This is a genomic window from Comamonas testosteroni, from assembly GCF_030505195.1.
Classification (GTDB): domain Bacteria; phylum Pseudomonadota; class Gammaproteobacteria; order Burkholderiales; family Burkholderiaceae_C; genus Comamonas; species Comamonas testosteroni_G.
This window is the reverse complement of sequence record NZ_CP129672.1, coordinates 682,581-704,572: the sequence shown is the minus strand read 5'-3', so window position 1 is coordinate 704,572 and position 21,992 is coordinate 682,581. Positions and strand designations below refer to the sequence as shown.

Genomic DNA, 21,992 nt, shown 5'->3' with positions numbered 1-21,992 from the left:
GTATTGAGTGCTAAGGTTTCAATGTGATTTAACGCTTCTAACTCACTTCCAAATGGGGAGCCATCACTGTAAAGTGAGATCGACTTCCCATCGGAAATATACCAGCCTTCGCGTATGCAAAGTTCATTTGCTTCATCGGCCTCGATCAAAATAGGATATAGATTATTTTTTAAATTTTTCATGATAGTTGAAATTTAAGATTTTGCGTGCGCCAAATTTTGTAGGCGGAAATGAAATTTTCTACTTCCGATGTATCTCCATATTTTTCAGAATCTAAATTCAGTTCGTTTGTTATATCAATTGATTCTATTGGGGTATTGGAAAGTAACGTAATTTCCTCAGTTGGCAAAATACGGACATCCAAGCCTGAAGCCATAAGGTGTTGTCCGAGTAAAGTTTCTGCGGGTCGATTGGAAAATCCCGGAATATAATCGAATTTTTTGTACTTAATTAGAAATTTCCAGACGGAGGAGTATGCGTTCATAGCACTTCCAGATGCTATGGCGAATAGATCGCTGATTCCATCTCCATGTGTGCTATTTACGTAGACTAGGTTAGGGTTTGCTGCACATGCCGATATGAATTGTGCGATTTCTGGAAATCTAATTCGAAGATCTGGACGCATGCGAATAACGACATCATAGTCTTCGTTTGTTTCTAGTTCAGTTGCAAGACGTAGGTTGTTGCAGGCGTGTATCTTGTAAAACATCTTTGCCTGATTGGGCTTGCCTTGGTGTAATATCGCTTTATCAAGATTTACGCGATCAAGAAATATTTTCTCTGACTCGATGGAAATTTTTTTGCACTTTATGAGGGATGAAATCCTGTCATTTGTCACTTCAGTGAAAGTGGGTTCTGTGAGCTTTTGTGTGGCGGTCGGAAAGCGTTTACGAAATGCAGAGATATGGCGAAGGTGTGATGGCAGTGCTTGAGTCAGTTCGTTGCCGATGAAACGTTGGATTATTCTAAGTTCGGGTGGGGAGCTAGGTTGTTGATCCCAGGTGTGAATGAATACATCAGCCTTTAAGGGTGCTACAATATTTTTTTGAATATGGCTGCAGTTTTCTTCAAATGCTCTAAGTTGGCCGGAAATGCATAAAGCAACTTTAGGCATTCGGATAGATGAACTAATTTTTGGAGGTTGAGAGAGTTGCAGGAGTTCGATTGCTGCTTGGCTAGTGCTATAGCGAGAAATAGCTGATTTTGCTAGCGATGCAAGCTCTGTATTTCCATTCCAAACCGCTAGATTCGCCTGACGTATTGCGTCAAACGTTGCAAATGAATTGGAAGAAATTTGATCCCAGTGCAAGTTCATAAGGGGTGTGGTTGACGCACCTTTTACTGAGTCTCGTGCTCTGCACCTGAGCACAAGATACTCACTGTCATTAGCACCATCCCGTACGTGATTTTCTAGCAATTGGTGGGCTTCATCGATTAGTCGCCAATGTAAAAAACACCTCGCAAGCTTCTTTGCATAGTCAAGGTTTGTAGGATGTGCAAAATATGCTGCATGCCGGAAAAAGAAAACTCTATTGTCATAGCCAGACTCATATGGAAGTGGCTGAGTTGCAGCATCAAAGAAAGATGTATCTCGACGGCCGGATCTGAAAATTTCCCAGTAGCCTACTTCAATAGCACGATAATCGTTATTTGATACTGCTTGTTCTAACGCGGTTTCTGCACTATTATTTTCGTAGAAGTGCCAATTTTCAAATGCGACAGAGCTTTCTGAGACACAGCGAGCGAGCTCTTTGCTTAATTCATTGAATAGACTTTCATGTGTTCTCGCAAACTCTAATATTTCCATAGAAGCATTAAAGTCCATCATCTGCACACTTGCAGAGAATGCCTCCCGCAGACATCTTTCGTCTTTGGAAGCAAGAGGGTCTGCGAAGAATGAGCTTACCGCCAATGTCCAGTGTCGCATATAATTTTGCGCACGCATTTTTCTGTGTGTCACGAGTGGCGCAAGACCGATTGTTTTTTCGGCGAGATCTATAGAGTCTAATGCATCTTTTCGAAGACCCAGATTAAACATCCCATCAAATTGGGCAAGGTAACCGCGTGCTTTCAAGGGCCAAGAAGCCGTAATGTAGCGTCCTAACGCTGCAACATTAATCCAATTCCCGCGCCTTGATTCGCTTTGGATCAGAGTCTCGCTTTCGCTTAAGCATGGCTTAAGATGATGCAATATTGCAGTTCTGGATTTTATTAGTGATGAAGTTGTGTCACTTCTGAAAATTTCTCGTTCCGAGAGTGGGAGACCTTGTGTTTTGTCGAAGCTGAACTGTGCTATCAAGGATATTTCGGGTGGGCTTTTTTTGTTTTCCATTATTTTTGGTGATTTAGCACTTAAGATTTCAAGCAGCGATATGGCTCGCTTATTGTTCGGATCATGGTTTAGAATGTAACTAATATGATCAAAGCCATATCGGAATGCTTCCATTTGAATTAGAAGCTCCGTAAGTGCAAATCGTGCAGAAAAATGTCGCGGCTGAATTCTTACGCATTCTTGGTAAGCTGAGATAGCCTCACTCTTTCTGCCGAGCTTGGTCAGTAGAAGGCCTAGGTGGTAGTGGGCGTGATCTAGGGATGGGCAAAGTTGTAAAGCGGATTCTTGCTCGAATAATGCATCCTCTATTTCTCCTGCTTGATAGAGAGCAATTCCGTACTTGTGCCGTGTGACCGAATGCGTGGGCCAGAGGGAGGCCGCAAATTTTAATTTGTCGAGAGCCGTTTCTATGTCATTGTCTAATAATGCAATATGACCATTGAAAAGGCTTTCACAGAATCCATTTTTTTTATATTCAACGGAGCAAGGAATATTGATTGGTGCCCCATTTTCACCGAAAGATCTTATGAATTCAATAAGATTGAAATTCTGTCCGATAAATGTTGAAACTGCATGCGGCGCATTATTTACTGCGATTGTTATAATATTGCTGTATGTGGAAATTAAAGAAGCTTGGTAAAGATCAACCAAATCGGTGTCGCCAAATACATGTGTGACGGCCAGTTCGGAGCTTTTTAATAATGGTCGTAAATCTGCATATTTTGGATTTGGCGGCTTCTTTGACAGTAGTTTGCTTCGCGTTTCACGTTCGTAAAGTAAAAATTCACCACCGAAAGAAAGGCAGCGAATTTTTATCCCTGGTAACATTGGCTTCAAAAGACATCCATACAGCATTGCTGCATAGCCGCCCATCGATGGCCCTAGCAAAATTACCTCTTGTGGCTCAGTTTTTTTTATGATCTCAAGAAGTGCTTGCGTTGACTCTTCTACGTTGGCGCCAAGAGTTGGGATTCCATGAACGTACCATCCATTATTTTCATCGTTAAGGAATATTTTACTGCCGCTAATAGTGGCCATAACCCGCCAAAACATGAATTTTCCGGGCTCGATGTCTACGGATGAGAAAATTACATAGGTTCGTTTTACACTGTCGTCATTGACAATTTTCAGAAATTGGGATTCGTTAATTGGGGAAAGGCTATGTGTTGGCATTATTCAGCTGATTTTTATCAATTTTTTTTTTCTGCGCGGACTGAAATGCCTGATAGATTTACTAATTATTAACAGGCAATCTTTAGTACAGTACATAATGAAATAGGATCGGTCGATATCAACGCGAGTGTGGCGATCCATTTAGAGCGGTAGCTTGTTGCGCCGAGACGCGTTGTAGGAGCTTGAACTCCATAAATTGCATCCCTCTATGTGACTGGTCACAGCTAACTCTTAGCATGGCGGATTTAAGTTGGATGTGCAATGGTCATGGATACAGTGAAAAACGGTTGACTGCTGAAGTGCTAAGATCAAAATTCAAGGTATTCGGGACTGTATCATCGTCGCCTCAATGTTCTGCAACGGCGACTTGTGGTCTCAGCAACAATGACCTCATATGGTTCATGTCCGAAGCCGTTCATGGCTGTGTATTTTCGCAGGTACTGCTGGAGTAGCCACATCACATCTCTTCTGAACTCTTGTTGTCAAGATTTGGCAAGATCCACAATGCACACCGCAACACCATCGTCTGGTTTAGCACTGTTTGTGCCGAGTTGTACTTCTTCCCTTGATCTGCGATGTGTTCTCTCTGAGCCTTGCTGTAGGCAGAAGATTGGCGAAATCCATCCCAGGCGTCATCCTGACGTTGACTAGATCGTAGCACTGACATTTCCGTACGTGTAACGCCCACATTTGTTGCTCCGAAGATTGAGCAGCGAATGACTATTGGTGTGTATTAGCGTGTTCAGACCCCATTGCTTTCTTATTCATCTTGTCGTTTCATTGCCCCCGCCCAATGAAGGGTGAGCACCATACATGACTTGAACAAGAAGCGCGCGTCACCTGATCCAAACGCCAAGACGGCCACGAAGCCCATCTTAACGCGCGCCCGTACTGCCTCATTCAAGGCCCCGGCTTCCAGCAAGAAGCTGCCTGCGGCCACCAAGACCACCCCGCCCAAGAAAGCAGCCAAACCCCTGACGCCATTTCAGAAATGGTCGTCGGGTGTTGGTGCGCTTGACCAGTTCCTAGCATTCGTTCTGGAAGGCGGCCACATGGCCGATTTCTGCCGTCAGCACGAGTTTGCCTATACGACGATGCTGGACTGGATCAACGCCGACAGCTCACGCGCCGAGATGTACGCACGTGCGCGCGAGGATCGCTCGGACAAGCTGGCCGACGAAATCGTGGCGATATCGGACGAATGCGAATACGCACCGATCACGGACATGAGCACGGGCGAGACGATTGCCGTGGCCTTTGACAAGACGGCGGTGGCCCGCAACAAGCTGCGCGTGGATGCGCGCAAGTGGATTGCCGCCAAGCTCAAGCCGCGCGTCTATGGCGACAAGGTGCAGGTCGAGGGGACTGTCGACCACAAGGTGATGAGCGATGACGCTTTGCTGCAGCGCCTGGCAAAGCTGGGCGTCTCTGTAGCCAGCATCGTGCCGGTGGGCCCAACGGAGGGTGGCGATGCTGGCTGACTCCGTTCTGCACCTCACCCCAGAGCAGCGCATCGAGCTGGGCGGTCTGCTGGACGAGCTCGAGCGCCGCCGGCGTACTCGCATGCTCGAAACCATGTTCCCGGATACCGGGGCATTGCGCCGTGCGCTCTATCCCCGCCATGTGGAGTTCTTCGAGCTGGGCGCAACCTGCAGCGAGCGGGTTTTCATGGCCGGCAACCGTGTGGGCAAGACCATGGCCGCCGGTACCGAGCTGGCCTACCACCTGACGGGACGCTACCCCTGGTGGTGGGCAGGCCATCGCTTCACCAAGCCCGTGCGCGCTCTGATCTCTGGCGATACCCACGAGACAACGCGCGACATTCTGCAGCTCAAGCTGTTGGGGTCCACCACGGACAAGCCGGAGAACTTCGGTACCGGGCTGATTCCTGGCGATTCGATCACGGGCATCGTGGCGCGCTCCCATGTGAAGGGCGCAGTCGAGCGCGCGATGATTCGGCACGAGAGCGGTGGCGAGTCGGAGCTGTGGATGCGCAGCTATGTGCAGGGACGCGAGATTTTCCAGGGCTTCGAGCTGGACATCTTCTGGGCCGACGAGGAATGCCCCGAGGACGTTTACGAGGAGGGCCAGGTGCGTCTGATGACGCGCGAGGGCATCTCCATGCTGACATTCACGCCGCTGTCCGGCCTGACAGCTTTGGTGCAGCAGCTGACATCGCCCGATCCCGAGGGCAAGGTGATCGGCCGCGCGGTGGTGCAGTGCGGCTGGGACGATGTGCCCCACCTGACCGAAGAGGCCAAGGCAAAGTTGCTGTCCCGACTGATGCCCCACCAGCGCGATGCGCGGACCAAGGGTGTGCCAGCCCTGGGTGCGGGCGCGATCTACCCGGTGCCCGAGAGTGACATCGTGGTGCCGGACTTCCAGATCCCTGATTTCTGGCCCCGGGCCTACGGCATGGATGTGGGCTGGAACCGCACGGCTGCCGTCTGGGGCGCGCACGACCGCGACTCGGACATTGTGTACCTCTACAGCAACCACTATCGCGGCCAGGCCGAGCCATCGGTGCATGCGGCATCGATCAAGGCGCGCGGCGATTGGATACCGGGTGCCATCGACCCGGCATCGCGCGGCCGCAGCCAGCGCGACGGCGAGCAGTTGCTGAATGACTACGTGAACCTGGGCCTGCAGTTGACCCCCGCGCACAACGGCGTGGAGTCGGGCCTGTACCAAGTCTGGGAGCGCATGAGCACGGGCCGCCTGAAGGTCTTCAAGTCCATGCACGACTGGCTCAACGAATACCGTATTTACCGGCGCGACGACAAAGGGCAGATCGTCAAGAAGGACGACCACGCCATGGACGCGACGCGCTATCTCATTGTGACGGGGCTAGGTCTGGCCACCGTCAAACCCCGTGCCGCCGGTCAAGCGCGGCGCAAACTGTCCTGGAGGGTGACATGACCTCAATTCTCGGCCCACGCGGCACTCCCATGGTCGAGCTGGGCGGCGAGCGCGCCTGGCGCCAGCGCGTTCTTGGCGATGTGGTCTGCAGCTTTCAATGGCTGGACCTGCGCGCCGCTGGCGACGAGACAGCGGACGGGGACCCTGAGCCCTGCATGGTGCTGTTTCCGGCTTTCCGGCGCATGGAGACGGGCTCCTATGTGATTCCCCAGCGCAATGCCTATGCCTATGTGGATGCCAAGGGCAACCCCACGCCGCAGTTCATCAAGACCGCGGCGCTGGCCGCCGAAACCATGGGCTTCACGATGACGGACCGCAGCAGCATCCGCCGCATGCTGGACATCATCTGCGAGGGCATGCCCGACCTGGTGGATATGCCACTGGAGCAGCCGCCCAGCCTGGAGGTCAAGCGCCACCGCATGGGCATCGAAGTCACCGCCCGGGCCTATGGCAAGGATCTGCATAGCGAGGTGCTGTGATGTTTGAAGTGCGCGACATTCCCACCAGTGCTCGAGCAGCAGATTCCTCGACTAACGCCGATCAAGAGCAGCCCGCCGAGCGCGCGGCTGCGGGCAATGACGAACTGACCAGGCAACGGCACCTCACGCTGATGGAGCTGCTGAAGTACGAGAGCGAGCGCCAGGGCGAGGAACGCCAGCAGATGCAGATCGATGAGGACTATCAGGATCATCTGCAATGGAAGCCCGAGGATGCTCAGGCGCTGATGGAGCGCGGCCAGGCGCCGGTGGTCTTCAATGAGGGCCGGCAGACCATTGAATGGATCTGCGGTACCGAGAAGCGCATGCGCAAGGACTATAAGGTGCTGCCCCGTGAGCGCGATGACGAGGCCATGGCTGAGGTCAAGACCAAACTGATCAAGTACACGGACGACGTGAACATGACCCAGTGGCATCGCAGCCGTGCCTTCCGCCAGGCGGTGACGGCGGGCGTGAGCTGGCTGGAGGAGGGGGCCAATCGCGACCCCGAGGCCGAGCTGATCTATTCAGGCTGGGAGGACTGGCGCAACGTCTACAGGGACAGTCATAGCCGCAACATCGACTACAACGTGGACGCGCGCTATCTGTTTCGCCGCCGCGTGGTGGACCTGGACTATGCCGTGGCCCTGCTGCCCGACAGCCGCGATCACCTGCTGTCTCAGGCTGGACGGCACGACGATGTGGACCCGGACGGTATCTGGTACCTGGGCGAGCGCCTGACCAGCGCCAGCGAGACGGAATGGGGCACGGCCAGCAGCATCTACGGAGCGCGCGCGGCCTATATGTCCCGTGCTGGCTACTACGACAACAGCAGCCGCCGGTCGGTGGAACTGCTGGAGTGCTGGTACCGCATCCCCGAGCGGGTGCCTGTATTTGCGGACGGCCCTTTCGCGGGCAAAGTGTTCAACCCGGCCGATTCGCGCCACGCCTTCGAGCAGGCCCAGGGCCGCGCTCGCCTGTATGAGGCTGTGAAATTTCGCATGCGCCTGATGCTGTGCACCAAGGACGCGCCCTGCCTGGATATGGCCAGCCCGTTCAAGCACAACCGCTTTTTGATGGTGCCCATCTGGGGCTATCGCCGTGCACGCGACGGTCTGGCCTATGGTGCCTGGCGCGGCATGCGCGACATTCAGGACGACCTGAACAAGCGCCGTTCCAAAGCCCTGTATGCCCTGAGCGTGAATCGCATCATTGCCGAGAAGGGGGCGGTGGACGATTGGGATGATCTGCGGGATGAAGCGGCGCGACCTGACGGCATCATCATCAAGAACCCCCTGAAGGAGTTGAAGTTCGACAGCAACATGGGCGACTTCCAGGCCAATGTGGAGCTGGCGGCTCAGGATGCGCAGCTGATCCGCAACGCTGGCGGCGTGACCGATGAGAACCTGGGGCGCGATACGAATGCGAACAGCGGGCGTGCGATTCTGGCCAAGCAGGATCAAGGCTCACTCACCACCAGCGAGTTTTTCGACAACCTGCTGCTGGCCATTCGTCAGGCCGGCCAGCTGCGCCTGAGCCACATCGAGCAGTTCTATACCGAGGAAAAGGTGATCCGGATCGTGGGTGAGGGCCAGCGCCCCATCGAGTGGATGACGATCAACCAAGAGGACCCGGCCACGGGCAAGATCCTCAACGACATCACGGCACGCGAAGCGGATTTCATCGTGGATGCCCAGGATTACCGCTCCTCCATGGCCCAGGCCGCACTGGAGCAGATGTTCGGACTGCTGGGGCAGATTGCCACTTATGCACCACAGGTGGTGCTGTCAGTGCTGGATCTGGTGGTCGAGAGCGCTGACATCCCGGGCAAGGAAGAGTGGGTGGCGCGCATTCGCAAGATCAACGGTCAGCGCGACCCTAGCAAGCCGCCCTCTCCGGAAGAGATGCAGGCCGAGCAGGATGCACAGGCCAAGCAAGCCGAAGCCGAACAGCTGGCCAGCGAGACAGCGCGAACGCAGCTTTCCAAGATGCAGACCGAGATCGAGCTGGCGCAAGCGCAGATCAAAAAACTGGGCGTGGACGACATCCTGAAGAAGGTGCAGGCCATGCTGGCCGCGCTGGAAGGAGCCCAGATCGTGAGCGCCCAGCCCGGCCTCGCGCCTGCTGCCGACGAAATCACCGCTTCGGCCGGCCTGGCTGATGACGGCATCAATCTCCCCGCGCCTGCTGACGCCATGCCCTTGGCTCAGCCCCAACCCCAACCACTGACCCAACCAGTCATCCAACCGGTCCCCACCGAATAAAGGAGCCCTTATGTCCATGTTTACCGAAGAAGACCTCGCAGGCCTGAGCGAAGCAGAGCGCGAAGCTGTGCGCGACCTGGCAGAAGACGACCAGGATCTGCAGGTCCCTGAGGGTGAGTCTGGTGAAGCCGGCGCGGCTACTGCTGCCGCTGCTGATGATGAAGACGAGAGCGCGGCCGCAGCAGCCAACAAGCCTGCAGAAGATGCTGACCCTGGGGCCGATGACACGGCTGCCGGCGCGGCCCCTGACGCCAGCGAAGCAGGCGCGGCTGACGATGACGCGGACGCGCCAGCCCCTGCAGCGATGCAGCCTGTGACGCCTGCTGATGCGGACGAGCAGCGCAAGACTCTGCGCGCTGAAAAGGCTACGGCGCTGCAGCAGCTGCTGGATGGCGAGATTGACCAGGAGGCTTACCAAGAGGTGGAGTCGCGTGTGCAGGACAAGCTGGACGATCTGTCGCGCGCGGCTGCGGTGGACATGGCGCGCACCCAGATGCAGCAGGACGCCATGTTTACCGAGTATCACCAGCACCTGGGCGCGGCACAGAAGGAGCTGAAGGCTGCGGGCATCGACCTGGAGGGTGAGGCAGGCGAGCAGTTCGACCGCGCTATTCGCCTGTTTGCTCAGGATGCGGTAGACCGTGGCCTGACTGATGCGGCGGGCAACATGGCCGCTTCGCGCGACGCGCTGGCCGAAGCACAGGCGCTGATGCTGCGCCGCTTTGGCAAGTCTCAGGCCGCGCCTCCTGCTCCGGCTGCTGCGCCAAGTACTTCCCCGAATCCCCCAGCCACGCGCAAGCCGGCTGCTGTTGACCGCTCGACACTGCCGCCCACGCTGGCCGGGGTGCCTGCTGCAGCCGACGCTTCGGTGGGCAGCGAGTTTGCCCATCTGGATGGTCTGGAGGGCACGGCGCTGGAAAAAGCCCTGGCCCGCATGACGGCCGATCAACAAGAACGCTACCTGGGGGCCTGATGTCCGGACGCAGACTCATACGACAGATCAAGGCAGGCGAGAGTCTGTCTTTCGACGGCGGCCGCGTGGTGGTTACGCTGCGCCAACGCACGGGCCAACGCGCTGAGTTGAGCCTGCATCTGGAAGACGACGTGGTGGTGGACAAGCCCACGCATGCAAGGGGTGATGAGCCCCGGGGCCACAAGCCGCTGCATACGCGGCGCCACGCCCCCATGGGTACTTGATTTCCTGGAATTCAGGATTATTCTTTTTTCCTAGCTGCGGCGCCTTTGTTGGCGCCATCTTCATGCAGCAGATCGCCGCCGGGGGCAGTTGCCCGGTTCAAGCGCAAGACGCGCTCAGTGCTCGCAAGGGCAGGAGTTGCGTTATGCGTACTTTGATCGGCGTCAACGACCCGCAAGCCGTCAAGAAGTGGGCCTCTCTGATGGCCGTGGCCATCAACAAGGAAAGCTATTGGTCTCGCAAGTTCGTGGGCAATGGCAAGGATTCGCGTCTGCCCATCCAGCGAATCGATGATCTTCAGCAAGGTGCCGGTGACGAAGTAACCGTTGACCTGCTGATGCCCATCAACCAGGAGCCCGTCATCGGTGACGAAACCCTGGAAGGCAAGGAAGCGCCGCTCAAGTACTACACCGACCGACTGCGCATCGACCAGGTGCGCGGCGGCGCGGATCTGGGCTCGCGCATGACCAAGAAGCGCACCCTGCGCGACCTGCGCAGCGATGCCAAGCGCGCGGCGACAGACTGGTGGAAGCGCCTGCAGGATGAGCTGTACTTCATCTACCTGTCCGGCTCGCGCGGCCATGGCTCGGGCTTTGTCTGGTCTGCCAGCAATCCCTTCTTCCAGATCAATCCCCTGACGGCACCCGACAGCCAGCACATCCTGTTTGGCGGCGCGGCCACGTCCAAGGCCTCGCTGACTGCTGGCGACACCTTCAAGCTGCGCCTGATCGACAAGGCCGTGGCCAAGGCTGAAACCATGGGTGGCGACGGTACCGACGAGCTGTCGATGATTCCCGTCTCCATCGAGGGCGGTAGTCACTACATCTGCCTGATGCACACCTACCAGGCCGACGCGATGCGCCAGGATGCGGGCACCGGTGGCTGGCTGGACATCCAGAAGGCAGCCGCGGCAGCCGAGGGCAACAAGAACCCCATCTTCCAGGGCACGCTGGGCATGTACAACGATGTGGTGCTGCACAAGCACCGCAACGTGATCCGCTTCAACGACTACGGCGCGGGTGGCAATGTGAACGCCGCGCGCGCGCTGTTCCTGGGCGCCCAGGCCGCGCTGATCGCCTACGGCGACAACGAGACCGGCACGCGCTTCCGCTGGACCGAGGTGTCCAAGGATCACGGCAACAGCGTTGCCATCGGCACCCACGCGATTATGGGCGTGAAGAAGGCCACCTACAAGTCCAAGGACGGCAACGTCCAACGCGACTTCGGCGTGATGGCGCTGGACACCGCTAACACTGACCCCAATGCCTGATGAGCCCGCGGCCCGCGCCGTGGGCCGTGGCTTCACAAGCCCTTTCTCTCATCAGACATAGGAGCTTCAAATGCCTAAATATCAATCCGATGTTGCGACCGGCAAGAAGGCTGTGCCGCAACCCTTTGACGCCAGCGTGCTGACGGTGGCCGTCGACCTGACTCTGCCTGCTGCGGCTCTCGTTGCCAACGATCTGCTGGAGCTGCTGGACATTCCCCCCAACGTGCAACTGGTGGCGGTGGACGTGGTGGCGCCCCAGCTGGACAGCAACGCGGCCCCCACGCTGGCTTTCTCGCTGGGCGTGATCAATGCAGCCGGCACTGACCTGGCTACGGTCTACGACACGGGCCTCAAGCCCGGCGTGGGTACGGCGGGCTCCACTGCCACGGCCAACTCGGCTGCGCTGGCATTCGCCAACCGCGACACCGTGCGCAAGCTGGGTTTGAAGGTGACCACAGCGGCCGCGACTTCTGCCACCGCCGGCAAGCAAGTGCTGGCACTGGTCCGCATGCGTTATTGAGCCGCGCAGCCCCAGGCAATGAGTGTGTAAAGGGGCTGCGCCGTGCGCGCGGCCCTTTCTTTATTGAACCGGCAAGGAGTGCCACATGACCGCCATCCACGCATACCGCCGCAAGGAGTCCACGACCGTGGAGCTCTACGGCCAATCCATTCAGTTCAAGCCCAACGACAAGAAGGACGTGGTGGCTGAGGTGCAGCACGAAAAAGCCGCCGCGCGACTGCTGTCCATCTCCGAGGCCTATCGCCTGTATGAGCCTGTCGAACAGGGCGGCACTGTCGCCCAGCAACTGACGGCCAGCATTGGCGCAACCGTTCCCGCTGATGCCGAAGAGCTGCAGAAGGTGGTGGCCGACCAATCCAGCCGGATTGAAGCGCTGAAGCGCCAGGTACAGGAGCTGAACCAAGCAGCAGCTGCCTCTGTCCCCGCGTCCGCCTCTGGCTCCGGCGATTCAGGCGCTGGCGATGGCGCCGACAAGCCTTTGGAGCAGGCCTCTGGCGAGGGCCAAAGCACCAGTACGGATGAGAGCGCCAGCGAGTCGCCCTATGTGTTTGCCAACGAAGCGGGCGAAACCATCGACATCAGCGAATGGACGGCGGCTCAGATCCGCGCGTTTGCCGAGTCCAACGAAATCAATCTGCCCAAGGGCAACAGCGTGAAGGTGGGCGAGCTGCGCGACCAACTGGCGGCCGCCCTGCGCGCAGGCTCCAAGGAGTAATCCATGCCCATTGCAGCCAAAGAAGTAGTTCAGCGCGGCGTGGTGACCACGCAGGACACCACCTCGATCCGCTGGCCGGTGGGTGAGTGGGTGCGCTACCTCAATGATGGTCAGCGTGAAATCATGCTGCACCGCCCTGATGCCTTCAACAAGAGCGCGGTGATCGATTGCGTAGCGGGTACCAAGCAGGCGCTGCCGGCCGATGGTGCCAAGCTGATCGATGTGCAGCGCAATTCCACCGCTTCCAGCAAGCGCGCCGTGCGTATCTGCAGCCGCGAGATTCTGGATGCGCAGATGCCCAACTGGCACAACATTGCGGGCGCGGCGGAGATCGTGCATTTCATGTACGACCCGCGCGAGCCCAAGGCCTTCTGGGTGTACCCGCCGGCCACGATTGCGGCCAAGCTGGAGATCAATTATTCGGCCACGCCCACGGATATTGCGGAGCCGGATGCCGGGTCTGATTACACGGCAGTGGTGGGCAATATCTCGGTGGCGGACATATACGCCAACTCCCTGCTGGATTACATGCTGTACCGCGTGTATCTCAAGGATGCTGACTATGCAGGCAACGGCGCGCGAGCCCAGGCGCATTACGCAGCGTTTGCTACGGCGCTGGGGATTGACCTGAAGGCCACGCTGTCCGCCGCTCCCGTGTCGGTGGGCAATCCGAACTTCCGCCAGGGCAGCAGTGCCGCGACGGTGCCGGTGGGCCAGTGATGCGCGATTGGGCCGACTTCTTCCCCGACGTGCTGCCGGCAGTGGAGCTGGGCACGCCCGAGCCTACCGTGGTGCACCAGCTGCGCCGCGCGGCCCAGGACTTCTGCCACCGCACACGCGCCTGGCGCATGACGCTGGAGCCGATCACCACGGTGGAAGGTCAGTCTGAATACGCCATCCCGCTGCCCGAGCAGACCACTCTGGTGCGGGTGGAGGGGGCAGAGCTGTTGGGGCATGGATCTCTGGTTCTGTGGCGTCAGGGCCAGGGCCACGGCCAGTACCTGATGACACCGGACGCGCGTAGGGTGGGACTGCATCGCCCGGTAGCAGTGGATCTGGCCCTGGTGCTGGATGTGACGCTCAAGCCGGGCGATATGTCCATGGGCATCGACGACGCGGTGTTTGATCAATACAGCGAAGTGATTGCCCTCGGCGCCGTGGCGCGCCTGCGCGGGGATCCCGTGCTGCGCGGCGACTTCAACACGCGCTGCGAAACCATCAATGTCGAGGTGTGGCGTGGTCGGGCTGCGGTGCGGCCGCGCGTGCGCCCGTATTTCTGAGGGGTGGTGATGAAGGTTACGGTTTCTGGTTTCTCTGGCGCCGTGAATGCGCCGCACCCCAAGCTGCTGCCGGAGACGGTGGGCACGGTTTCGTGGAACCAGAAGCCGGGGCGCGGCGACTTCCGGCCCTGGCGCGATCCGCTGGATGTGGCGACGGTGCCGGCCGGCCGCAAGACCATTTACCGCTTTGGCCGCGATGTGGCCGAGGATGGGCGGTACTGGATGTCCTGGACGGGCATTGTGCATGCCGTGCGCGGCATGGTTGCCGACGACACGACCGAGCGAACCTATTACTCGGGCGATGGCTCCCCCAAGTGGACGGACAACACGATTGCGCTGGCCGGTGGCACCTATCCGGCGGCCTGGCGCAAGCTGGGGGTGCCCGCGCCCACTGCAGCGCCCATCCTTCAAGTGTCAGGAGGTAGTAGCGCGGAAACCGAAGTGCGTTACTACGTCTACACCTTTGTGACGGACAAGGGCGAGGAGAGCGCGCCAGGGCCTGTGTCGGCCGCGCTGACGGTGCCCATCGATGCGACGGTCAATATCTCGGCCATTCTCGGGCCACCTTCTGGTGCGTTTGCCATCAATCGCGTGCGGATCTACCGCACTCAGACCGGAACAACAGGGACCGCTGAATTCTTCTTTCTGCGCGAGATTGCTGCAGGCGTGGCGAGCACCACAGATGACAGGCGCACGCTGGGCGAGGTGCTGGAGACGGTGGAGTGGCTGGAGCCGCCCCAGGACCTGTCGTACCTGACGGCCATGTGGAACGGGATGATGGCGGGCATCAGCGGCAATGCGGTGCGCTATTGCGAGGCTTACAAGCCCTATGCCTGGCCTATGGCCTATGAGACTTTGCCGCCGGATGCCAAGCCGCTGGCGCTGGCCACCTTCGGGCAGCGGTTGCTGGTGCTGACCACGGCCGACCCTGTATTGGTGGCCGGGACTTCGCCCGATAGCCTGGACGAGCAGCCGCTGGAGGTGGGGCAGGCCTGCCTGGCACCGCTGGCGGTGGTGAGCTTTGGCCATGGCGTGGCCTGGCCGGCACCGGATGGCCTGGCCTACTACGGCGCCGGCGGCGCCAAGCTGATCACGAACGGGCTTCTGACGCGCGATGACTGGCAGGCCATGAACCCAGCCGGCATGGTGGCGGGCCTGTATGAAGGCCTGTTTCTGGGCTTTTATACCGACGCCGGCGGCGTGCGGCGCGGCTTTCTGGTGGATCCGATCAACCCCTCGGGCATCTTCTACCTGGAAAAAGGCTATGACGCGCTCTACCTGGACCGGCTGCAGGATGCACTGTATGTGCTGGATGGCACCAAGGTGCGCAAATGGGATGCGGGCGCGGCGCTGATGAGCGCACGCTTTGTGTCCAAGGTGTTTGCCATGCCGGCGCCGGCCAGCTTTGGCTGGTGCAAGGTGGTGGCAGACGGCTACCCGGTGACGATTAAGCTCAATGCCCTGGAGCTGAGTGCGCGCGAGGTGGCTGCGCATATCGCAACCTTCGGCCCGCGCTGTGTGGCGGTGAGCTCGGGCAATAGCAGCGGGGTGCAGTTCACGCTGTCGGCGCCCGGGCCTGAAGCCTTCCGCTTGCCGCCCATCCCTGCGCGGGCCTGGCAGATCGATCTGTCGGGCCAGCAGGCGGTGCAGGGCGTGGCCCTGGCCCAGGCGGTGGAGGAGCTGCGCTGATGGCTACCACCCCCCGCAAGGATTTACCCAGCACGAACGCGCCGAACTGGAACCAGCGCGTGACCGAGGAGCTGCGCGTGCTGATGGGCCGCGCCGGCAATGGCCGGGCACTGACGGCCAGGGATTTGATTGATTCCGGGATTGCCAAGCCGGCGGCGGGTGGCGGCCTGGTGCCCGGTGGTGCGGGAGAGTATCAGCCAGACTTGACTCCCCCACCGACTCCAACGGGTTTTGTTGCAAATTCTGCAATTTCAAACATCGTCATTGAGCACGATGCGCCAGCCTATACACAAGGGCACGGCCATGGAATGACGGTGGTGTATGGCGTCATCCACCAGCCTGATTCGCAGCTGCCAACTTTTGACCAAGCAGTAGAGCTCATGAGGTTTGCCGGGATCGTTGCGAGCTATTCCACCAATCCAGCTACTAAATGGCGGCTGTGGATCAAGTGGCTGAGCGCGGATGGTGTGCTATCGGTTGCGCCCGCTGGTGGAGTCAATGGTCTTGGGGTTGAAACTGGCCAAGACGTTTCCAAGTTGCTGGATGCGCTGCAGGGGAAAATCACTGAAAGCCAGCTCTATGAACATCTGGGAAGTCGCATAGACCTTTTGGACAAGGAGGATGGCCCGCTTGGGCGCAGCCTGGTTTCAGCGGCTCAGCAGCAGGATGCGCTCAATCAGTCCGTGCGCAGCAACATCAACCAGATGGCCGAGGGATTGCTGGAGGCGGCACTGGCCGCCGACAAGGCGCTCGAGCGCATCACTGATGCCGGCGTGTATGTCGATCCGGCAACGGGCCAGGTCAAGATTTATGGCCTGGAGCAGACCAACGAGCATGTGACAACGCTTCAGGTGCTGCTCGATGCGGTGCAGGGGCAGTTGGTGCTCAAGGCCACCACTGCCTATGTGGATGGTGCAATCGCCAATGCCACCCTGTCGCCTGCAGACTTGATTCTCTATGAGGGCCTGGATGCCCGCATTGTCGAAGTCACTCAACAGCTCGACAGCATCAACGGCCAGCTATCTCAGAAGGCCAGCGCCTTGGAGCTGCAGGGCGCCATGGTGCGCCTCACTGCCGCCGAGAGCAATCTGGATGCGCTCAATGGTCAGATCGCGCTGCGTGTCACGCGGGCTGAGTATGAAGCGGATCAGGGCTTGCTCAATGAGCGCATGAACAGCGCTGAGATTCAGCTGAGCGCCATCGATGCGCCAGCCATCACGGCGACGGTGATTGCCGTCAAGAAGGCCGAGCGCGATGCGCAGAAGTCCGCTGAGGCCTTGTTGCGCGACATCCTGAGTGGCGAGCAGACGCGCAATGTGGCCGACACTGCGCTGGCGTTTGCCCGTACAGAGCTCACAGCCAAGGTGGAGGAGGGGCTGTCTGCTGAAGCCACGGCCCGCACCGAGCTTGCGGCCACGGTGGATGAGCAAGCTGCGGCGTTGTCCCAAGAGTCGAAGGTGCGGGCTACAGAGATCGCTGCTGAAGCCTCGGCGCGGGAGCATTTGGCTGCGCGGATCGATGGTGATCTCGGGGAGGTGTCTGCTGCTATTGCCGAAGAAAAGTCCGTTCGCACGGACCAGACTGGATACCTGGGCGCCCTGTACTCGCTGCGCATGCAGCTTTCGCAGGGCGGCCAGCTGGTGGTGGGCGGCGTTGCCATCTCGGGTACCTCTTCTGAGGAGTCCGGTCCACGCATCGACTATGGCGTGATGGCGAATTCGTTCTGGATCGCGGCGCCCAGCGGCTCGCCAGTGGGGGTGAGCAATGTCAAGCCTTTCTCGGTGCAGACCACGGCGCAGACCATCAATGGGGTGGTGGTTCCGGCCGGTGTCTATATGGATGCTGCCTACATCAACAACGTGACGGTGCTCTTCGGGCGCTTCGGCACCTTGCTGGCGGACAAGATTCAAGCCACGGCTATAAGTGCCAGTCAACTCACGGCCGGGGATGGCGTGATCGGCGGCAGCCTGAAGTCGAGCAACTACGTGGCAGGTTCGAGTGGCTGGATGCTGCGCCCGGACGGCATGGCCGAGTTCTCGGGCGTCATCGTGCGCGGCACTGTGTACGCATGGGCAGGGCAGGTGGGGGGTATCACGATTGCCAGCAATGAACTGCATTCCAGCAACTGGAACAACGTCTATGGGCCGGGCGGCTTGGGCTGGGCGATTCGTGCCAACGGACAGGCTTATTTCAACGAGCTCAACATCAGAGGGCAGATCAACGGCGGCGCCTTTACGGGCTATGGGTGGCCTGCAGCCGGGCAAAGTGGCTTCCACCTGGGGCCAAACGGGCTGCTGATCGGTAATGCCAACAACAGCAAATACTTTCAAGTTACCGCCGAAGGGGACATCTACACGCCAGCTTTCAGGGTCGTTGGCGGTGTGATGACGGTCCAGCAGGTCGATGTCATTGACACCTTGCAGATTAGGAGTGGAGCGATCACTGCGGTAGCTCCACGTTGGATTGGAAGCGTTGCGTTTTTTGTCTCCACCAGCAGAACGCTCGATGACTTCGCAGTCTCTGCTGCGTATCAAAACATCATCTACCTGGAGTGGTTGAACAACATTGGCGGCGATGGCTTGTATCTGAATGCCTATAGAGGCAGCGGAGAAGACAGCCAGCTTGTGAACGTTGTTTATCCGGGGGCCTATGCCCGCGTAGAGCTGCTGTTTTACGCCAATGGCTCTTACATGGGGTCTACGTCCGTTGAGGTCTTTCAAGGGATAGGCAACTACGTCATCACCCCTCTGTACGCCGTACCCCTGGGGGCTACGCGCGTGCTCGTGAACATGCCACCGATTTCGCGCAATTCGCCCGAAGGTCAGCGCTCGCTGAACAACATCAAGATCACCACCATCTCGATCAAGAGATAACCATGAAGGACTGCTAAATGGCATGGTACAGAACGGGCACCGTCACGGTGACCAACAACAGTAACGTTATCACCGGAACAGGCACCGCATGGGTGGATGCGGTGTCTATTGGTGAGACCTTCCTGGGCCCTGATTCGCAGGTATATGAAATCACGTCCATCGTGAGCGGCACCAGCCTGCGCGTCAGCCCCAACTACAAGGGGCCGACGGCCGCGAACCAGAGCTATGCGGTGATGCCCACGCAAAGCTATATCCGTGACCTGGCCGCTCAGGCGGCAGAGCTTGTCAATAGCTACGCGACGGTGCGCGATACGGCGGGTAAAGGGAAGTTTGCAGCTGGGACCGTGGCTGCACCTAGCCTGCGCGCGACTGCAGATGAGGACACTGGCATCAATATGCCGGGGGCCAATGTCCTGCAGCTGGTTACGGCCGGCATTGCGCATCTGAGCATCGCTGCCGATGGCACGCCGTCGGGAAACGTCATGACCAAGGCCCCTATCAGCAGTGCCGTTCAGGGGGCACTTGATGCCAAGCAGAATATTGCCGCCACGCCTATCGCCAGTAATGCCAACCTCAACGACCTGACGGCGCCCGGCAACTATGTTTGTGGCGCCAGTTCCGTCAGTGCGACCATTCTGAACAAGCCTGCGGGTTTGGGTGGCGGTGCCTTCGGTATGGCGGTGTACGACGCGGGCGGATCGAGCGGCGGATCTGTACGCGTGCGCCAGGTCGTCTCCAGCTACAGCAGCGGGGCGCTCCCCAAAATCTGGACGCGCACGCGCAGCGATAACGGCGTCTGGACGCTGTGGGATCAGATACTCACCAGCAGCACGTCTGCCGAGCGTATCCTGATCGATGCAGGCACCGTGGCCGCACCGTCACTGTGCTTCTCTGCAGATCAGTCCACTGGCTTCTATAAGCCTGCGGGCGCCATTGGTGTGTCCTATGCCGGGGTATCGGTCGCGTCCTTTCTGTCGCTCGGCATCTGGTCCAACCGCCTGGCACTGGGAAGCGCCACCGCCAGCTCGAATGTGTTGCTGGCTGCCGGTACATCTGGAATGGACCCCAATGTGGATGTGCGAGGCATCTCGGTTGATATCAGCACTGGCCCAGGCGCGCTGACGGCCTCGCATACCTACCGTGGCGGCTGGTTGCGCGCAACCGGCGATATGACGGCACAGGACAAAGGCTCGTTTGCAGTCACAGTCATGGGCTCGCTTATTGAAGCCCGAAGCGCGACAACAATGGGGAATGCGGGGGAGGCGACTGAGCTGCGTGGGGTGCATGCGCAGGCGACAGATAGCGCCGGCAAAACCACTGCTCTGAACTTCGCTTACGGCGCGTACTGCTACTGCAATCACACGGGCACCGGGTCCGTAACCAACTCCATCGGGGTGATTGGCTTTGTGCAGAACAACAATGTGGGCAACACCATCAGCACAGTGGAGGGTGTGCGCTCTGCCGTCACCAACAGTGCAGGCACGGTAGATACCGCCCACCTGTTCCGGGGCACGTACACCGGCACATTCGCGACGAAGTGGGGCTTTCGGCTCAGCGGAGACACCCAGAACCAGATTGAAGGCTGGCTCAACATCACCAACACGACCGCGAGCACCAGCTCCACGACCGGGGCCTTACGTGTCTCTGGAGGTGTTGGCATCGCGGGTGACCTGTTCGTGGGCGGCAGCCTGGCGGCTTCTGGGCCGCTACGGGTTGGCCAATACACGCTGACCACTCTGCCCAGTGCCTCGGCCTTCAACGGCTATGAAATCGATGTGACCAATGCCACGGGCGGCTCCAAGCGCTGCCGCAGCAATGGCTCGGTCTGGCAAATCCTCAACACCTCGACCACTGTCTCCTGAAGGAATTCACATGCTTACCAAGCGCACGCGCCCCTATTGGACCCAGATCCTGCACCGTGATGACGGGACGATCGGTGCCCAGCACCAGACCATTACTGAAATCCTGGATGGCAACACCATCCTGCCCGGCGCATCGATTAGCGAGCCTCTGCCGATCACTGGCCAGGATCTGGACCATGTACTGGGTGCGGCCACTGTTGCAGCTCTGGCTCAGGTCGAGGCCTTGAAAGCCTCGCTGGCCGAACGCCAGTCACAGCTGGACCAGGCTCAAGCCGCGCTTGCTGATGCAACGCAGGCCTTGGCCGACCAGCGTGCACAGCTGGAGGCGGCAACTTCGCTGACCACCCAGCAAGAGCAGGTGATTGAGGCGCAGAAGGCCACGATTGCCGCGCTGCAGCAGCAACTCGATGCACCTCCTCAGCAAATAGTTGAAGGAGTCGCCTGATATGGACTGGACGCCACTGATTCACGCCCTGATCGCCCTGCTGGCACAGGCCCTAGTCGGCCTGGCGGTGGGTAACTGGTGGTTGGGTGGCGCGCTGGCCTGCAGCTGGTGGCTGGCGCGCGAGCACACCCAGGCCGAGTACCGATGGATTCAGGCATTTGCTGGAGGGCATCGCACGGGCATGCCCTGGTGGGGTGGGTTTGATTCGCGCGCCTGGAGTAAGGGCAGTGTGCTGGATGCTCTTGTGCCTATGGCTGCATGCATAGCGGTGTTCTGGGCAGTCTTCTGATACCCCCTTGAATCTTGTGCTGGGCCGTCGTTTCATTTGCCCTGCCGGATTTGCTGGCGCTGGAGAACCAATGCGTGGATTGCTTGCTGTGGCCCTGGCCAAACGTATCGGACAGCCCTTGACCGTCGATGTGGCGCGCGAGGTGGTGGCCGAGTGCCTGCCGGATCTGTCCGTGGGCGCGGTGGCGGTGGAGCGGCGCGGCGACCTGGTGTTCCAGGCCGAGCAGCTGGGACCGGATCCGGCCGCCGGCGAGCTGGCCGCGCAGCGCCTGCGGTTCCTCGAGGAAACCTTGCCCCATGGCGTGCCGGCCAAAGTGCAGTGGGATGAGCTGCGCCAGATTGAGCGCTCCGGACAGCTGCTGATTCTGACCGTGCGCCGCGACGGCGTGCTGCTGGGCAGCGTTTGGCTGAACCTCTATCAGGACCTGAATACTGGCGAGCCGGTGGCCTGTGACGACATGCTGTTTATAGAGCAGGGCGCGCGCGGCGGCCTGACGGTGGTTCATTTGTGGCGCTATGCCGAGCGGGTGCTGGAGCACCTGGGGCGCGTGCAGATGAGCTGCCATTCGCGCGAGGCCAACAATGCCGGGCGCCTGGCGCGGTTTGTGGGTGGGCAGATCACCCACACGGGATTCTCGAAACGGATTGGCTGCGGCCAGGAGCGGGCGCAGCGCGCCGGAAAGGACTGAGC

Annotated in this window: 18 protein-coding genes; 17 read left to right on the top strand and 1 reads right to left on the bottom strand. The window is 59.1% G+C overall.

What is annotated here, in order from left to right:
• Positions 1 to 178: 178 nt before the first annotated feature.
• A complete protein-coding gene (locus tag QYQ99_RS03110) occupies positions 179 to 3,370 on the bottom strand; it encodes a tetratricopeptide repeat protein (RefSeq protein ID WP_302091381.1) in 3,192 nt (1,063 codons plus the stop codon).
• 1,187 nt (positions 3,371 to 4,557) lie between these two features.
• Between QYQ99_RS03110 and QYQ99_RS03105 the strand changes: the two genes are divergently transcribed.
• From QYQ99_RS03105 to QYQ99_RS03025, 17 genes are all read left to right on the top strand, one after another.
• Positions 4,558 to 4,986: a hypothetical protein gene (locus QYQ99_RS03105; RefSeq protein WP_012838659.1), complete on the top strand. Its 429-nt coding sequence runs from the start codon at positions 4,558 to 4,560 to the stop codon at positions 4,984 to 4,986.
• Positions 4,976 to 6,424 carry a terminase large subunit domain-containing protein gene (locus QYQ99_RS03100; RefSeq protein WP_302091380.1) on the top strand — a complete coding sequence of 483 codons (1,449 nt, stop codon included), beginning with the start codon at positions 4,976 to 4,978 and terminating at the stop codon, positions 6,422 to 6,424. The genes QYQ99_RS03105 and QYQ99_RS03100 overlap by 11 nt, the downstream gene beginning before the upstream one ends.
• Positions 6,421 to 6,903 carry a hypothetical protein gene (locus QYQ99_RS03095; protein WP_302091379.1) on the top strand — a complete coding sequence of 161 codons (483 nt, stop codon included), beginning with the start codon at positions 6,421 to 6,423 and terminating at the stop codon, positions 6,901 to 6,903. Before QYQ99_RS03100 ends, QYQ99_RS03095 begins: the two co-directional genes overlap by 4 nt.
• On the top strand, positions 6,903 to 9,164 hold the full coding sequence (locus QYQ99_RS03090) for a portal protein (RefSeq protein ID WP_302091378.1): 2,262 nt from the start codon (positions 6,903 to 6,905) through the stop codon (positions 9,162 to 9,164). The genes QYQ99_RS03095 and QYQ99_RS03090 overlap by 1 nt, the downstream gene beginning before the upstream one ends.
• Before the next feature lie 10 nt (positions 9,165 to 9,174).
• Complete coding sequence (locus QYQ99_RS03085; RefSeq protein ID WP_302091377.1) at positions 9,175 to 10,137, top strand: hypothetical protein; 963 nt, start codon at positions 9,175 to 9,177, stop codon at positions 10,135 to 10,137.
• Positions 10,137 to 10,361: a hypothetical protein gene (locus QYQ99_RS03080; protein ID WP_302091376.1), complete on the top strand. Its 225-nt coding sequence runs from the start codon at positions 10,137 to 10,139 to the stop codon at positions 10,359 to 10,361. Before QYQ99_RS03085 ends, QYQ99_RS03080 begins: the two co-directional genes overlap by 1 nt.
• 143 nt (positions 10,362 to 10,504) lie before the next feature.
• Positions 10,505 to 11,629: a N4-gp56 family major capsid protein gene (locus QYQ99_RS03075; protein WP_302091375.1), complete on the top strand. Its 1,125-nt coding sequence runs from the start codon at positions 10,505 to 10,507 to the stop codon at positions 11,627 to 11,629.
• Between the two features lie 70 nt (positions 11,630 to 11,699).
• Entirely contained in the window at positions 11,700 to 12,149 is a 450-nt protein-coding gene (locus tag QYQ99_RS03070; RefSeq protein WP_302091374.1) for a hypothetical protein, read from the top strand.
• Positions 12,150 to 12,234: 85 nt separating this feature from the next.
• Positions 12,235 to 12,864 carry a hypothetical protein gene (locus tag QYQ99_RS03065; RefSeq protein WP_302091373.1) on the top strand — a complete coding sequence of 210 codons (630 nt, stop codon included), beginning with the start codon at positions 12,235 to 12,237 and terminating at the stop codon, positions 12,862 to 12,864.
• Positions 12,865 to 12,867: 3 nt separating this feature from the next.
• Complete coding sequence (locus tag QYQ99_RS03060; RefSeq protein ID WP_302091372.1) at positions 12,868 to 13,584, top strand: phage adaptor protein; 717 nt, start codon at positions 12,868 to 12,870, stop codon at positions 13,582 to 13,584.
• The gene (locus QYQ99_RS03055) at positions 13,584 to 14,144 is read left to right on the top strand and encodes a hypothetical protein (RefSeq protein ID WP_302091371.1); all 561 of its coding nucleotides are present in this window, start codon (positions 13,584 to 13,586) and stop codon (positions 14,142 to 14,144) included. Before QYQ99_RS03060 ends, QYQ99_RS03055 begins: the two co-directional genes overlap by 1 nt.
• Before the next feature lie 9 nt (positions 14,145 to 14,153).
• Positions 14,154 to 15,833, top strand: a complete 1,680-nt coding sequence (locus tag QYQ99_RS03050) for a hypothetical protein (RefSeq protein WP_302091370.1) — start codon at positions 14,154 to 14,156, stop codon at positions 15,831 to 15,833.
• The gene (locus QYQ99_RS03045; protein WP_302091369.1) at positions 15,833 to 18,706 is read left to right on the top strand and encodes a phage tail tip fiber protein; all 2,874 of its coding nucleotides are present in this window, start codon (positions 15,833 to 15,835) and stop codon (positions 18,704 to 18,706) included. The genes QYQ99_RS03050 and QYQ99_RS03045 overlap by 1 nt, the downstream gene beginning before the upstream one ends.
• Positions 18,707 to 18,723: 17 nt before the next feature.
• On the top strand, positions 18,724 to 20,568 hold the full coding sequence (locus QYQ99_RS03040; protein ID WP_302091368.1) for a pyocin knob domain-containing protein: 1,845 nt from the start codon (positions 18,724 to 18,726) through the stop codon (positions 20,566 to 20,568).
• Positions 20,569 to 20,578: 10 nt separating this feature from the next.
• Positions 20,579 to 21,013 carry a hypothetical protein gene (locus QYQ99_RS03035; protein WP_302091367.1) on the top strand — a complete coding sequence of 145 codons (435 nt, stop codon included), beginning with the start codon at positions 20,579 to 20,581 and terminating at the stop codon, positions 21,011 to 21,013.
• A 1-nt stretch (position 21,014) separates the two neighbouring features.
• Entirely contained in the window at positions 21,015 to 21,302 is a 288-nt protein-coding gene (locus tag QYQ99_RS03030; protein ID WP_302091366.1) for a hypothetical protein, read from the top strand.
• Positions 21,303 to 21,372: 70 nt separating this feature from the next.
• Positions 21,373 to 21,990, top strand: coding sequence for a GCN5 family acetyltransferase (locus QYQ99_RS03025; RefSeq protein ID WP_302091365.1), 618 nt, complete (start codon positions 21,373 to 21,375; stop codon positions 21,988 to 21,990).
• The last annotated feature ends 2 nt before the right edge of the window (positions 21,991 to 21,992 follow it).